General features: G+C 53.2%; 9 protein-coding genes. 6 read left to right on the plus strand and 3 right to left on the minus strand.

Annotation, left to right across the window (positions count from 1 at the left end; translation table 11 throughout):
- Window positions 1-4 precede the first annotated feature (4 nt).
- From AC0V6T_RS11940 to AC0V6T_RS11965, 6 genes are all read left to right on the plus strand, one after another.
- Entirely contained in the window at window positions 5-808 is an 804-nt protein-coding gene (locus AC0V6T_RS11940; protein WP_486127146.1) for a DUF5672 family protein, read from the plus strand.
- A gap of 218 nt (window positions 809-1026) precedes the next feature.
- The gene (locus AC0V6T_RS11945) at window positions 1027-2190 is read left to right on the plus strand and encodes a KpsE/RkpR family capsule polysaccharide export protein (RefSeq protein ID WP_486127148.1); all 1164 of its coding nucleotides are present in this window, start codon (window positions 1027-1029) and stop codon (window positions 2188-2190) included.
- 5 nt (window positions 2191-2195) lie between these two features.
- Window positions 2196-2978 carry an ABC transporter permease gene (locus AC0V6T_RS11950; RefSeq protein WP_486127150.1) on the plus strand — a complete coding sequence of 261 codons (783 nt, stop codon included), beginning with the start codon at window positions 2196-2198 and terminating at the stop codon, window positions 2976-2978.
- Window positions 2975-3622 (plus strand): ABC transporter ATP-binding protein, encoded by a 648-nt coding sequence (locus AC0V6T_RS11955; RefSeq protein WP_486127152.1) that lies wholly within the window; start codon window positions 2975-2977, stop codon window positions 3620-3622. Before AC0V6T_RS11950 ends, AC0V6T_RS11955 begins: the two co-directional genes overlap by 4 nt.
- A gap of 30 nt (window positions 3623-3652) precedes the next feature.
- A complete protein-coding gene (locus AC0V6T_RS11960; RefSeq protein ID WP_486127154.1) occupies window positions 3653-4606 on the plus strand; it encodes a phytanoyl-CoA dioxygenase family protein in 954 nt (317 codons plus the stop codon).
- 164 nt (window positions 4607-4770) lie between these two features.
- Window positions 4771-8550 carry a CDP-glycerol glycerophosphotransferase family protein gene (locus AC0V6T_RS11965; RefSeq protein WP_486127156.1) on the plus strand — a complete coding sequence of 1260 codons (3780 nt, stop codon included), beginning with the start codon at window positions 4771-4773 and terminating at the stop codon, window positions 8548-8550.
- Here the strand turns inward: AC0V6T_RS11965 and AC0V6T_RS11970 are convergent.
- The 3 genes from AC0V6T_RS11970 to AC0V6T_RS11980 all read right to left on the minus strand — a co-directional run bounded on the left by AC0V6T_RS11970 (window position 8547) and on the right by AC0V6T_RS11980 (window position 16109).
- Window positions 8547-12569 (minus strand): CDP-glycerol glycerophosphotransferase family protein, encoded by a 4023-nt coding sequence (locus AC0V6T_RS11970; protein ID WP_486127158.1) that lies wholly within the window; start codon window positions 12567-12569, stop codon window positions 8547-8549. The two genes, AC0V6T_RS11965 and AC0V6T_RS11970, sit on opposite strands and share 4 nt — an antisense overlap.
- 27 nt (window positions 12570-12596) lie before the next feature.
- On the minus strand, window positions 12597-12989 hold the full coding sequence (tagD, locus tag AC0V6T_RS11975; protein ID WP_486127160.1) for a glycerol-3-phosphate cytidylyltransferase: 393 nt from the start codon (window positions 12987-12989) through the stop codon (window positions 12597-12599).
- 171 nt (window positions 12990-13160) lie between these two features.
- Window positions 13161-16109 (minus strand): CDP-glycerol glycerophosphotransferase family protein, encoded by a 2949-nt coding sequence (locus tag AC0V6T_RS11980; RefSeq protein WP_486127162.1) that lies wholly within the window; start codon window positions 16107-16109, stop codon window positions 13161-13163.
- Between the last annotated feature and the right edge of the window lie 34 nt (window positions 16110-16143).

A 16143-nucleotide genomic window follows, 5' to 3' on the forward strand; every position in this document is an offset into this window, starting at 1 on the left:
TCCGATGCACTTTTCACCAGATAGGCCCGGCCAGCGCATCGCGCTCAAGACCGTCACATTATGCGCCGTGAGCTCATCCAATGTCGAGGCGACGATCCGTGCGATGGAGGTTAGCCTTGCGCAGGCAGAATTCGCCGAAGCACTACTCTTCACTCATGTAAACGATTCCGGATTGGCGCCTGATGTACCTGACGGCATCCGCGTCGTTCCCATTGATCCATTGCGCTCGTCGAAAGCCTATTCGCACTTTATCCTGTCGCAACTGGTGGACCACATAAGCACCGAGCATTGTCTGATCGTACAATGGGACGGACACATTATCGATGCTTCGCGATGGGAAGATGCGTTTCTCGACTACGACTATATTGGTGCCAGCTGGCCCCAGTTCGACGACGGACACGAGGTCGGGAATGGGGGATTTTCACTTCGAAGTCGCCGGTTGATGGAAGCGTGTCGGTCACCGGATTTCAGACCACACCACCCCGAAGATATCGCGATTGGGCGCACCAATCGCGCGTTGCTGGAAGCGAAGCGGCTGACCTTCGCACCTGTTGACGTCGCGGATCGGTTTGCGGCTGAGCGGGCGGGAGATCCGAGCAAAACTTTTGGCTATCACGGGGCATTTCTAATGCCAAGAGTGCTGGGTGGTGAAGGGTTCTGGAAGATCTATCGCGGCCTTGATGACAAAGCGACGCTCCGACCCGATTTCAAGAGCCTTTTATCCTCCGTCCTTTATTCGAAAAAAGGCGTAGGTCGTTCCCTCGTCATGATCCGAGACCGAATACGAAATTGGGCAAAAATCTTCTGACTGCGCCAAAGCTCCTCAATGCGAGCTGAGGTAAAGGTAGCTTATCGAGCAATCGCAGCCGCGCGGCAAAGCAGCCCAAGATACCAGTTGGTTTCATCCGGAATTCATTTGGGCATTCTAAGCGAGTGCTGCTATGGCGCCGCCAACCTTTGTGCTGGCTAATTCGCAAATCGCCCGCAAACAGCTACTCAAGGCTTAACTGAGTTCAAGACCGAACTATGCAACACGACCCAGAATTGCAGCGCCAGGCAGAGGCGACTGGCAAAGAAAGCAAGCTTGCCAGCTTCATCAGCCGTTGGCGCTGGTTTGCGTCATTCGTAATACTGCCCTCCCTCGTGGCGACAGTGTATTACGGCCTTATCGCTGCCGATATCTATGTCTCAGAATCGCGCTTTGTGATTAAAGCGCCGGAACGCCAGCAATCGAATGGCGGCGCGCTTGGCAATCTTCTCCAAAACACGGGTCTTGGTTCCGGCGAGGAGCAATCAAGTGAGATTATCGGTTACCTGCGGTCTCGAGACGCCCTTTCCGACCTTTCGCAGCGAACGGATGTTCGGGGCGCGTTCGCATCCCCAGAAGCTGACTTCCTAAGCCGCTTTCCATTGCTGACACAAAGCGACAATTTTGAAGGCCTTTATCAGTATTACGGCTCGATGGTTTCTGTACAATCCGACCCTGGGACCGGGCTTACGGTGCTCAGTGTGAATGCATTTACACCTGAAGAAGCCGAGAGACTCAATGCTGGCTTACTTGAACTTGGCGAAGATTTGGTCAATCGGCTGAACTCTCGGGTGAATTCGCAAGCGATTAAGGAAGCACAAGAACGCGTAGTGGTTGCGCAAGAGCGTGTTCGCGATGCGCGGATTCAACTGGGCGAATATCGCAACGCCTCGGAGATACTGGATCCCCAACAGCAAGGCATTGGGATGCTTGAGGTGTCAAATGCCCTCATCGCTCAAGAAGCGGCGCTTCGGGCGCAATTGGCGGAAATCCGGCAAAACGCTCCAAACCACCCATCCATTCCAGCCCTTCGCGACCGTATCGCAGGAATATCGCAGCAAGTAGCAGAACAGATCGGACGCGCCGTCGGCCGGCCAAATGCTATTGCAGCCAAGATCACAGAGTATGAGAACCTGCTGGTTGAGCAAGAGTTCGCGGAACAAACGCTCGCGGCCGCAAACACAGCTTTAGAAACGGCGCGTGTCGAAGCAAGGCAACAGCAATTCTATCTGGAACGCGTGGTCGAACCTAATCGACCCGATGACGCCATACTTCCAGCGCGACTGCGCAACATTCTGGCAGTCATTTTCGCAAGCCTCTGCCTTTACCTCGTAGGGTGGATGCTCTCTGTCGGGATCAGAGAGCACGCTCCGGAAGACTAAGCGAGATGGCCCGCTTCAGAGAAGGACTGCGAGTCCAGATAAAGGTGATCCAGGCCCTCACCGCGCGCGAGTTGATGACGCGTTTCGGACGGCAGAACATTGGCTTTCTTTGGATCATGATGGAGCCACTTTTGTTCGCGTTCCTAGTCGGGTTGGTCTGGACCTTTATCCGGGGCCCAATCAGCAATGAAATCAATATTTTTGCCTTCGTTATAACTGGTTACATACCGCTAACATTCCTGCGCCACTCGTTCGGTCGCTCGGCGAGCATCTTCGTTGCCAACAGCGCCTTACTGTATCACCGACAGGTGAAAGTGCTCGATTTCATATTCGTGCGCGTGCTCATTGAATCGACCGGAGCAATGATGGCCTATATCTTTGCGGGCATTGCGATCGGGTTTTTCGGTCTGTTCCCTTTTCCGGCAGACATTGGTGCGCTCGTGCTGGGCTGGGCGATCTATGTCCTATTCGTTCTGGCGATCTGTACCGTGCTAGCGCCATTGTCCGAGGTCTCCGAAGTGGTTGAGAAGCTGGTCCCAGTCAGCATTTATCTCTCCATCCCATTCTCAGGCGTATTCAACCTCGCGTCGTGGCTTCCGCCCCACATTCGCGAAATGCTTATGTGGTCGCCCCTCGTTAGTGGAATGGAGCTTATGCGCTACGGCCTCTTCGGGGATGCGGTTCAGCCATATTACGATTTACCGCGGGCCTTCGGTGTCTCGATTGCCTGCCTCGTTGTGGGCTTGATCCTGACGCGGCGGGTTCGCCGAACACTTTCCGTCTCATGATTCATTGTCGCGATATCCATAAGCACTATCGAAATGGCTCTGTCTCGAAGGAGGTGCTCAAGGGCGTAGATTTCACGATCAACCCTCAGGATCGAATTGGTCTTCTGGGGAGGAACGGAGCTGGAAAATCCACTCTTATCCGCTTGATCGGCGGCGTCGAAATGCCAAGCTCGGGTAAAGTCATACGCCGGATGACCTGTTCCTGGCCGCTGGGATTCAATGGTGGCTTTCAGGGAAGCTTGACCGGCTATGACAATGCACGATTCATCGCTAGGATTTACGATAAGTCCTATTCAGAAATGCGCGACTTCATCGAAGACTTCACTGAACTCGGTTCAAATCTGCGCATGCCTGTCAAAATTTATTCATCGGGAATGCGTGCGCGTCTTGCATTTGCGCTCTCATTGGCGATCGAGTTTGACTGCTACCTGATCGACGAAGTGATCATGGTCGGCGATAAAAACTTTCAGGATAAATGCCGGCAGGAATTCTTTGAGAAGCGCGACGATCGCGCGTTGCTGCTCGCCTCTCACAACCTTGAAATGGTGAAGGAATACTGCAACCGGGCAGTGGTCCTTCATGAAGGGCAGGCGACGCTTTATGATGACGTCAAAAAGGCTGTCGCAGTCTATGCAAATTTGTGACGATCAAGAGTCAACAGCACTGGGAAAGATATGACTGAGAAGACATTTCTCGGTGTTCCTCGGGTCGAGTCACCGCTGTTCTCGCTTGACGATCTCAGTGACCTGTCCGCGACTGAGCAGACAGTCGCTCGGCAGCTAAACTCGACAGGCTTCGCCATCATCGATTTTCCCGATCCTGAGATCGATGCACGCATTGATCGTATTCAAAGAAAACTCGGCCCAAACTTCGGTATTCCATTTGACGATCAAGAAGCGGACAAAACACGAGGGAAACGCCGGATTCAGGACGCCTGGAAGTTCGATCCGGATGTACGAGCGATTGCCGCAAACGCGCAAATCCTAGAACTTCTGGGAAAGCTGTACGGTCGACAGGCATTCCCATTCCAGACGCTGAATTTTCCGGTCGGCACACAACAAGACGCACATTCTGATTCAGTGCACTTTTCGTCGCTTCCAGAACGTTTCATGTGCGGCGTGTGGCTGGCGATGGAAGACGTGGCGCAAGATGCAGGGCCGCTCTTTTACTATCCCGGTTCTCATTCGTGGCCAATCGTAACGAACGCGATGATTGGTCGTCGCGGCTATGGGAGCGAGCTAAACTCAGCTCAAGACCCCTACGGAGAAGCGTGGGCCAAGCTCGCGGAAGCCACCAATACCTCGCCATCCAGGTTCCTCGCTCGCAAAGGTCAGGCGCTGATCTGGGCAGCGAACTTGCTCCACGGTGGCAGCCGTCAGACTAACCCCAAACGCACCCGCTGGTCGCAGGTCACACACTATTTCTTCGATGACTGCATCTACTACACGCCGGCATTCTCGGATGAGATTGTTGGAAAATTGGCGACGCGTGACTTGGTGTCAATACAAGACGAGTTGCCACGCCCCAATATGTATCTTGGAGAGCGCATCAACACATTGCCTGTTGAGGAAGAAACTCGCCCCGACACCAAAGGCTTGATCGGCACCTTTAAGCGCCTTTTTCGCTAAGGGGCATCTTCGCTGAATTGTCTGAATCGGTTTCCCGAACCGAGACGCAGGTTTTGCGATTGATAATATGCTTGTGGGCGCTTGCAAGAGCAAGGCAATGCCGATTAGGGGTGTGTTGTGGGTCACTCAACCACACCTTCTCAGATATTGGCTCAAGAATACTTATGGTAACTTCAACCGCAGATTTGCGCGCTGCACTCTTGCATGTTCAAGGCCTCAAAGAATACCGGGCACGAAATTGGGAGGCGGCAAAAGAGCTTTTTACCAAGGCGGTTCAAGCAAAGCCAAACTTTGCTGCGGCGCAATTCAAACTGGGGATGTGCCATTTTCGGCAGGAAAGCTGGCAAGAAGCCTTCACCGCCATGCAGATCGCAATTGACTTGGACCCGTCGAAAAAGAGGTGGACTGTCCAGCGCGACCAGGCACTTGCCTATATCGAAGCGGCTCCACGCGAAACGCCCGCGGATGAAGAGGCTATGCTTCAAGCCTTCATCGCGGCTGATGATGCGGAAGCCACAAACTTCCATAAGCTTGCGGCTGTCTTTCGTCGGCAGGGCAGAACTTGGCAAGAAATCGAGGCGCTCAAGGAAACCATTGCCCGCGCCCGCGGGCAGGCCAACCTGCATATCGAGCTGGGTACTGCGCTTGAAAAAATGCGACGCTTTAAGGAAGCGGCAGAGCACTTTGGCGAAGCGAGCAAACTCAAGCCGAATGATCCCGACTGCGCCTTTCGGATGGGCTTTTGCTACGAACGCGAGGGATTCGACGGCCCTGCGGAACCGGGGAAGGCCAATCTCGCCTACGAATACGCAATCAGGGTTGATAAATCTCGAAGTGCATCCCGGTTTGGTATCGGGGTGTTCCACCAACAACGCGGCTTTTGGCGCGAGGCCGCCGAAGCATACCGGCAACACGCAGAACACAACCAGTATGATCCCGAGCTCTTCTACCGTCTAGGCCTTGCGCATGACAGGCTGTTCGAATGGGCCGAGGCTGAGGCCAACATTTCTCGGTCCCTAATCCTCGATCCAGACCACGCGCATCGACATAACCGGCTGGGTTTCGTGCTGGAACGTCAGGGCAAGTTTGCTGAAGCGGCAGTTGCATATGGGAATGCAGCCGAACTCACAGAAGGTGATCGCGCAGGCAGGAAGTATCGCCAAGGATACTCGCTAACCCGCATTGGTGAGTTCGATGCCGCGATGCAGGCATTCCTAGCCATGCGGCAAGAACCGCCGGCAGAAGAGGAAGTCTCGCAAGAACATGAACGGCCCGAGTTTTTCGAAGAGTTCGCTCAGCGAAGGATCGAGCTTCTCGAAGCCGAAATTGAGCGTGAATTCACCTCTGCGAACCTGCATTACATTCTTGCTGATGCGTACGCGACGCTTGGAAGGTGGAACTTGGCAGCAAGGTCATATCGTCATGCGGTGAAACGCTCGATCAATCACCAGCCTGAGTGGTACTTTCGACTAGGTGAGGCGCTGGCAAATGCAGGTAACAGCAAAGCAGCGTGCGAAGCGTTTATTGAGACCGAGATGCTCACTGCAGCGGATGGTTGGATATCTAGAAAGAAGCTTGCGAACCCTGCCGCAATGCGGCGGGCGGCTTATGCCGAGTACTATGAACGCCTGCCGCTCAGGGAAAAAACCGTACTTTACGAAGCCTTCCATGGGAGGGCTATGAGTTGCAATCCACTCGCCATTTTCCGGGAATTGAGCTCAAGAAGAGAATTCGCAGACTGGACTCATATCTGGGTCCTGGATGATCAAAGCAAAATCCCAGCAGATCTAAGAGCGCATAGGAATGTCATCTTCGTCAGCCGGCTCAGCGACGGCTATATGAGAGCGCTCGCTAGCGCCAAAGTCTTGATCAACAATGCGACCTTTCCTGCCGAATTCGTTCGCAAGGACGAACAGATCTATTTGAATACCTGGCACGGGACCCCGATCAAAACCCTTGGGAAATTCATTGGTGGAGGTGTGGCCGACCACGCCAATACATCGAGAAACTTTCTTCAAGCCACTCATTTGCTAAGCCCCAATTCTCACACCAGCAAAGTGCTGGTCGACCACTACGATATAAGCGGGCTGTATCGTGGATCCGTTGCTGAGACGGGCTACCCGCGGATTGACGCGACGGTCTCGCTTGGTGAGGTTGAAAAGAGCGAACTGCGCGCGCGTCTTGGAGCGAATGAAAACGAAAAAGTCATCCTTTACGCGCCAACTTATCGCGGCTCTTTTGGCGATGCGGAACTGGATGGTCAGAGCTTGATCGCTGACCTCGAAGCAATGCGAGCAGATAATTGTCATCTGGTGTTCCGGGGACATTACGAAGCAGAGCAGCTAATCAAAAACCTCCCGTTGGCCTGCACTATCGTCCCCGATGACATCGACTCAAATTCGCTGCTGTCGGTGGTAGATATCTTGGTGACCGACTATTCGAGCATCGCGATCGACTTCCTCCCCAAGCGAAAGCCGATCATCTACTTTGCATACGATCTGGATGAATACGAGAATGAGCGTGGACTATACTTCTCACTAGACACTTTGCCTGGCGAAATCGTTCAAGGCAGAGCTCAATTACCGGAAGCGATCGAAGATGCAGAAGCGCGTTTCGATGAGGCAAAACATGATGAAGCCATCGCCCGTTTCGCACCGTTCGACGACGGGAACGTCTCTAGACGGGTCGTCGACTGGGTATTTGCCGGCGATGCGTCTGCTGTGAAGCTTCTGACGCCTGCCCGACCAAGCGACGTCCTATTCTATCCTGGTTCAATGATGCCTAACGGTATCACGACCTCGTTCATCAATCTGAGCAAGCATATCGACTGCGAGAAATACAAGATCGCGTGCCTCGTGGACGCTGACATCGCAAAGCATGAGGACAGGATCGAGCAACTCGGCCGCCTCCCCGACAACCTCGAAATCATTATGCGGGTCGGTGCACGGCTATTCACGCTCGAGGAAGAATGGGTCGAAGCCAAGTTCGAGGCAAACCAGTGGCTCAGTGAGCCAATGACCGAGGTCCTACAAAATGCTTACAGGCGCGAACTGCGGCGCCAGCTTGGCCCCCTGCACGTCGATACGATGATCAACTTTGACGGATACACGCGCTTATTCCATCGCATGCTTGCTTTTGCGCCCTCATCTTCCGCAAAGCGAAAAGTGCTCTATCTGCATAACGACATGGTCGGCGAATGGCGCGAGCGGATTCCGCACTTGGAAGGAACGTGCCGTCTGTATGATAAGTTTGATGTCCTTGTCAGTGTTTCGTCCTCAATCGGCGAGGTGAACATCGAGAGCCTGTCGTCCAGGTTCGGCATTGATCGATCCAAGTTCTCCTATTCGCCCAATGTCCTTGCGCCTGAATTCACCAAGGAATCAGCCCAGTCATCACTTGATAAAACCGAAGACGAGCGATTCTTTGATGGTAGTGGGCCGATCTTTATCACAATGGCCCGGCTTTCGGTCGAAAAGGGCCAAGAGAAGCTGATTAGGGCCTTTGCAAAGATTGCACATAAGGCCCCAAGTGCTCGCCTACTCATTCTTGGTGATGGGCCTCTGCACCAGTATCTGAAGTCGGTAATCAAGGATCTCGGCCTTACACAAAGAGTCTTTCTAATCGGCCACAAGAGCAACCCGTTTCCTTACCTAAAAAGAGCGGATTGTTTTGTGTTTCCGTCCAATCACGAAGGGCAGGGACTTGTCCTCCTCGAGGCAATGATACTCGGCTTGCCGGTAATAGCTTCGGACATTCCAACGAGCCGTGAAATCCTTTCAGACACGCCTGAACGGCTGGTCGAAAACACAGAAGAAGCGTTCGTTGATGCGCTTTCGCAGTTCATCGACCGCCCGCTTCAGGGCTCACACTTCGACGTTGGCTCATATCAGGTAGAAGCGTTGGCTAAATTCTACAAAAGCGTGCTCGGCGAGACTGCAAATTAATTCGAGCGCTCGTCGATCCCTAGAACCTGCTTCTTGAATTGTGCGACTGCGTCGGATTGATAAGCCAAGGCGTTGAAAGGTTTCGGCGTCACCTCTCCCCTGTGGAATGCCAGCAGTCCCTTTCGTAAGCCATCTTCGGTGTTCGGTACAAGAAATCCCTTGCCAGAACCGAGCACGCCACGGATGCCCGCAATATCGGTCGCAACGATTGCGGTGCCGACAACAAGTGCTTCAAGGAGAACCAGGCCCTGCCCTTCGTAGTCGGAGGACAGGACGAAGCAGTCAGCTCTCTTTATATAGGCATAGGGATTGTCACGATGCCCCAGCAGAAACACGCTCTCTTGAATTTGGAGTTCTGCAACAAGTTCCTGTAGTTGGTTTTCCAACGGACCCGCGCCGAGGATAACAAGTCTCGCGGTAGGCAACTCCTCGAGAGTCGCCGCAAACGCGCGTAATAGCTTCTCTTGGCCTTTCTCCACCGAAAGTCTGCCGACATTGATGTAGACAGGAGCCCCGGCTTCGAAAATGTCCTCGTGCTCGGATGCCGGAATCTCTTCTCGCCCCTTGGCGAGTATGGTCGGCGGATCGATCAGGTTCTCGCAATAACCGAACATCTCCTCTTTCAGATCGAAGCGCGCTGAGAGGTTGCTCATGTTGATCTGGTTTGTATGCGCTGAAACCGATATCAGTTTGTCAGCTCGCTTGTAGAGACGGAACATGCGGATCAGTTCCGGAAAGCGAGTCTCGTGTTCCGCCAACATATCATTGTGCAGGTATATGACCTTTCGCGCGTCATCCTGTCCCGACAGCAATACGCTCGTCCAGAATGGATCATAACCGCCAAAACTGATGATCGTGTCGAATAACTTGGCACCAAAAACCCTTCGAAACTCCCTGCGGTAAATGCGGTCGCAGATCAGTTTGGCGGCCTCTGAAAGCTCCTCACCGCTATGCTCCAGTGACCATACTTGCCTTTCGTCGAGGCTCATTAGGGTGCTGCCGTGGCGACCCACTGGATTGACGGCGTCAGGAAGTTGTCGGAACTGCTGCAAATGTAGGGGCGCATTTTCGATGGTCTCAGGCGAGAACCCCACCGTGATATCGATCGGCGCGGGTTCGATCGACTTGGCCAGGTTCAAGAAGGACATAGTGATACCGTTCGGCCCAAACGCACCAATCGAGAAGAGCGCAGAATGGCGACCATCGATGCGAAAATCGTGCACCTCAGTGTCATCGTCCTCGAATAAGAATTGAATGGTCCTTTGCGTGGCTCCGCAATCGTCGAATGGACCAAACGTGCGCCGTGCGTGATCGATTTGGTCATGGTTTAGCTGGCCTCCCCTTAGAGCCATCGCAAGTGCATCGGACAGGGAACCGATGTCGTGACACTTGGTGCCTGGCATCGCATCTATTGAAAAGTATAGACCGCGATCACGTTCATACTGCTCAAGGTCGTGAACGTAGAAGAGTATCGGCCTTTCGAGCACCAAAAAGTCGAAGAAAACGCTTGAATAATCTGTAATCAGGACGTCGACAAGCGGGAGCAATTCGTTTGTGTCGATATCGCCCGGCACCGCGAGGCAATCCAACCCTTCCGTTTCGATCGCGCCCTCGAGGTAATTGTGCCCGCGAAATAGGAGCTGACAATCCTGTTGCGATAGGATCGAGATGTCTTGCCGCAATTGACTAAGATCGAGAGAGGGGTCATCTGGAGTGCCTCGCCAGGTAGGCGCGTAAAGGACAACCGGCTGATTGGCCCGCAATTCTAGCCTATCGCGCAGCCGGTTCTTAAACTTTTCGTCTCTTGCGATCTCCATTGTGCGCGCAACACGGGGATAACCGGTCTGGGCGAGCTTTGCGGTAGCAATTTGCCTCAAGTCATAGCTGTCTAAAAGCACCTGCGTGGTATGCGGGTTGGGACTTAGAAGATGGCTTGCCTGTAAAAAGTTTCGTTGAGAGTGTTTGTGGTCGTGGAACTTGTACTTCTGGTCTTTCCCCAGTGTCTTAAGTGGCGTTCCGTGCCACGTCTCCAGATACTTTTGCCCGTCCCTTCTTATGAAGAATGGAGCGAATCCGTTGTTATTGATTAAGTACTTGGCCGAAGCGAGATAGCGAAGGTAACCGTCGCAATTTTTCTTTAAGAAAATGACATCCTCTCGCTCCTTCAAGTCTTCGGGGACCTTGTCGAGGTCCTCCAAAGCCCAAACATGCAGGAAATCGGTAAAGCCGGGATGGCGGATAGTATCTCGGAAAATAGCGTACGGATTGCAACTCAAAGACCTACCCGCAAAGCTCTCATAGAGAATGACATTATCTCTTAAAGGTAAGCACTCTCTGTACTCCAAGTAGAAAATCTCTTTCCAACTAGGATCGTCTTTGCTGATCTCGACTTCGCCATTGAGGTAGGGACGTTGAATGATCTGCGTCTGACGAAGAGCTTCACAAGCGTCGTCTAGTCTCTGTTCGTTCGCGAGGAGGCGTCCAAGTCGAGCGTACCATTCGGGTCTGTGAGTCTCTGCGCGATCGAGAGCATTGCGATAGGCTTCGACAGCGCTCCTGATGTCATCGGCGGCCTCATACTCTTCACCCTTAAGGAAGTAAGATTCAGCGATTGTCTTCGGCACTACGTTTTCCGTGCATGACGGAGGCTCGCTTAATTCAAGCAACCCTTCCCACCGAGCGAGATGGGCCTCGCATGCGCGCGCTTTCTGACCAGAATGCTCCAACGCATAGGCCAACCGATAACGCCATTGAGGATCGGGATTTGTCGCGAGCCTGATCGCAGTCTCATAGGCTTGAGAGGCCTCAGAAAAGCGCCCGAGACGCTCGCGGGCGTAGCCGAGCAGAAAATGCCAGTGGGCCCTTCCACCCGCTTCATCCAAACCGATTGCGTTAGCAAAGCCGACCTCGGCATTCTCCCATTCAAAAAGTTGTAGGTTCACCCACGCGAGGCGGACTTGCAACTTGGGCCCCTGAGGGGCGGAGCACGCCGCGCCTAGGTAAGCCTTCTGCGCTGCGTTCCAACGATCGTGGCGCTCGTGAAACACGCCGACGCCATATTGGTTAGCGTCCGCATCATCGGAGCATCGAATTGCTGCGGCATATGCTTGCAGAGCTGCGCTCTGCCGTCCGGCGTTCTCCAGTGCAAAGCCAAATTGGTAGAAGAGGTCAGCGTTCTCCGGACAGAGGTTCAGGACTTTCTCGAAAGTCAGCGCAGCATCGCTATGACGCCCCATTCGCTCTTGAGTCGCAGCCAAAGATTTGAGCCAGTCCGGACGGGTCGGATCACACGAAAGGGCGCGCTCAAGAGACCTCTCAGCCAACCACCATTGCTTGTTGCGCGTTTGGATGTCTGCCAGTGCAGCATAATTCTCGCCCTGCTCTGGCTCGAGCGATACGAGCCGCAGCAATGCGGCCTCAGAGACCTCTTGGAAACCACTCGCCAAGCAGGCTCTGGCAACCAACCTCAATACTCGAGCCGACCGATTGTCAGCCACTGCCTGCTCTACAACTGCGCATGCCGCAGCCCTCATCCGCCTAAGTTCACTCGCGGTTGTCTGCGCTAGCTCCATATCCGCAGTTGCCAAGTCGGCTACATGCTGCAGGTAGTGGGCGACAGGATTCAGCGCCAATCCTTTTGGCGCAAGGTTGAGAAGAAAATACCGACGGCTGTCGAACCGGGGCGAAGGTTGTCGGAATTCTTGCCAACCATGTTCATGGAAGTGTCGCAGCGGGTTTTGTCCCGCCGCAGCGACATCGGGGTTTTGCTCAAGGTAGAACGAAGTATCGAAAACCTCGCTCGGATTGCGCCCCTCTTTGGCACCAACTTCGATGTAATGGCGTAGCGGATCCTTATGTGCCTTGGCTACGTCTGGGTAAGCGCCTCTATAATATGCAGCGTCAAACAGCCCCGAGTATCTTAGTGCTTTGACGTCACTCGATTCAGAACTCTGACGAAAACGCATCGACACCTTGCGCCGCATCAATCCGAATAAGATCTGCGGTAGCTTCGTCGCCATACTAAGACTCACCCAGTCTGCGGACCATCACTTTACGCTGACTAATGAGTCCTTAATTTGTGTGGTCGAGATATCTGCAGTGCGAGGCAGATAAACCACTTCGCAATGGTCCTTCAGAAAATCGAACTCGCCCTCCCAATCGTTCCCCATCACGAAAATGTCCGCACCGAAGCGCTGGACGTCATCCACCTTTTGCTCCCAATGTGTTTCGGGGATAACTTCATCGACATATTGGATGGCTTCCAAAACGGCCTTGCGGTTATTGTAATCGAGCAGAGAACTCTTGTGCTTGCCCTTGTTGAATTCATCGGTCGATAAGGCGACGATCAGCCTGTCGCCAAGTGCCCTCGCTCGACGAAGCAAGTTGATGTGCCCGACATGCAATATGTCAAAGGTTCCGTAGGTAATTACCGTCTTCATTGATAAATTCCGAATTCCAGTCACGCCTGTTGCGCATCGAGAATGCGCAGAACAATTCCTTCAAGAAACTCTCTAGCAATCGCCTTGTATCACCACAATGGCATCAGATCTTCCACGAGGCCGATCGCTAGTACGACGCTGCCTAAGAGCCTATTTGAAGTTCCAAATCAATTACCTATCGCTGGCGCCGCTCACCGTATCTGATGAAGCAATCATTTCCTTAACGCGGTTAACGACCCGTTTAGAATTGTCGTTGTCGTCATAGGCGAAAAACAGTTTTCGCTTTGCTTCCAAAGCGGGGTCTGCATTTGAGAATTCGGTTGCGGCAGCAGCGTCCAGAGCGTCAATCAAATCGCTGAACTTTGTGCACACTGGTCCAGGAAAAACCGCCTCGAGTGCGTAAAAGGTACCCCGCTCCTGATCGCGATACTCATCAAGATCATAGGCAAAGCTGAGCGCAGCTTTCCCAGTCATCATGTAATCGAAAAAGCAGCTTGAATAATCGGTTACCAAGCAGTCAGACACGTGGAAAAGCACCTCAATATTCGCGTATTCCATTGATGATAGAGAGATAAAATTGGGTCCGCGCAGCTTGCGCGAATAGCTGCGCGCCTGATCCGCCATATGCTCCCGAACTCCAAGGACCGCGTTGTTCTTCGTCAACCAGCTGTCGAATCGGGCGACTTCGTCTTTCGAGAACTCATACCCGGGGTTTTCCACATCGTTCCGGAAGGTGGGGCAAAACAGAACCAGTCGCTTCCCTTCGAGCTTTGCTCGCAGTACTTCCTCTTCGCGCTGGAAATCGGAAGGCAAATCCGGTGGATCGCCTGAGACGAAATCGATACGTGGCATGCCGGTGATCCATATTTGTTCGATCGCCAAAGGCTGGAATGCTGCCGCCATGGCTAACTGATCAGTTATCGACGAACTGATGACGCTGGAGAGTTTGGCGTGTTCCTCGATCAAATCTTCGCGGGTCGTCTGCGTATCGAGAGATGCTGTGCCAATCCGCTTAAAGGGAATTCCGTGCCAAAGGCATACAAAAAGATGCTTTTCTGACAACAGCGGGAATACTGCGTTCACCGTCGGCGAGTGCTTTATGAAGATGACACGCGCTCCCACCAGCGCTTCTTGCCCCGGCCTGCTGAACAGCGGAAGAATCTCCACATTTGCGCCTTCGAGATCAATCGGATGGCCACGCGTCAGAATCGTTTTTCGGATGTTCGGGTCATGCCTCACCGCCTCAAAAACCGCGCGATCATTACCTGTCAGATTATGATCATAAGCGCAGACTGGAAAAACCCACCAATTGTCGTCTTTCGGCACGGTTTGATCTAGGAGTTCTATCTCATCCGGTCTCAATAACGAGTCGGTGATTGAGGCGCCCTCCTCCCCGGCCTCGCTGCCACAGCTTGCCGCTGGTGCCACGTATTCATCAAGCCTCGCCAGATATCTCCGAGCTTCGTGCAAATCTGTATCTGCCAGAGAGACGAGCAAATCATGTTGCACATGCCCAGAGTTATCCAAAAGCGACGAGAGCGGTAGCCTCGGATTGCCAGCCTCGACCCAATCGATAGCGGAATCGGGACAAAGCTCATCCTCGAAAAAGAGTCTTTTATTGTAGCAATCGAACTCAAAGCCCTCTTGGATCAGGAACTTGGTAAGTTGGGTGGCAAAGGCCGATTCACTGTCCGTCCCCTCCGAACAACGAGCAACGAAGCTGACAAAATCTCGGAACCTCTGGCCCCTAAGAATCGGAGCTCTAAGCGCAACGAAACCAGTCCCGATTGCCAGCTGGAATTGGAACTCGTCCGCGAGTTCTTGCCGCCATAAATGCTTGACCGTGTCCGTCGTAATTTCGTCGTAAGAAACACCGGTCCCGCCTGACTGTAGCGCGGTCCCTGCGTAGCTCGCGTGGAGCCCCCACCAGTCTGCTGTGGCTTGATCCATTTTGGTGAAGACTGCGCTCAAGTCACCGATTATGATGCCCCGATCATCTGTCAGGATGATTTCGTCATATTCTTCGACATCGCTCCAACCCAATAGCTTGCCGAGCAAAAGCTCATACGACCTGGCTGCGCCGCCTTGATGTCGAACGCCCCACGCACCCGCCGCCAAGCCTTCCAGCTTCTTCAGTTCTTCGAAGGGAACAAATCCGTCAGCAAGAAAGTAAACATCCGCATCCCGGGAGAGCTTTTCGACTTGCTGATAGGTGGCCGTATCTATCAGACCATGCGCAAGGTGAGCTGCGAATACGCAGGCGCGGCGGAGGCCTTTTTGACCCATGATTTTTTCATTGTCATCGCGAATGCCAACGAGGCGAGGATTCTTGGTTGAGTTGCCGCCCTCCTTGCCTACCAAAGCGAAGTGTAGAAGAGGATCAATTACAGGCGCGGCGGGGTTGAGATTTCTCCGCCAATACCAGCTTGCGTCAAATCCGGAGGCTGGATCGCGCAACTCGCGCCATCCCTGCTTGCAGTAGTGGGCTAGCGGATCACCACCCTTTTCAAGCACGCATCGGTTCAAGCGCGAATAACCTGTCTCATCGAACAAAGGTCGTACTGCCTCTTGATGCAGAAGATTTGCCAGGTGATTGTCCGGAAGAACTGAGACACCATCGGCAACACACGTCTCGATGATTGCCTTTGCGCTAACACTGTCAGTCGCTGCCCCGTTGCTCGATTTGGCCGTTCTATGATGCCACTCGATGAAGCGGATCATTTGATCTTGTGGATTAAGGTCTGGATCGGGAAAGAATGGTTCTTCAACGCTGTTGGGCCGGTTTTCGAGCCAAGGCAGGCCTCTTCCTTCCTCCCGTCCGAATGCGACGTAATGGTGAAAAGCATTCATTCCACTTAACAGCACGTCCGCGTGAGCATTTAGATAGCCAAATGTTGAGAACCATGGGGTAGGATCCCGACCTTCTTTGGCCCCATACCGCAAATAATGATCTAGCGCCTCGAATCCTTCAGCGGCGACGTCTGGATTCTTCGAAAGGTAGTACTGTTCATCAAATTGAGATCGCAGAAGCGATTCATGAAATGGTGTCCTGCGCTTGCGCAAAAAAGACATTTGTTCCGCTTCCCAAAGACGTTCGATGGCATTTGCGATGGTGTACATCAGGCTTTTGGTGAGGCGTGACTAAACCGGTGTC

Source organism: Erythrobacter sp. S158, assembly GCF_057364915.1.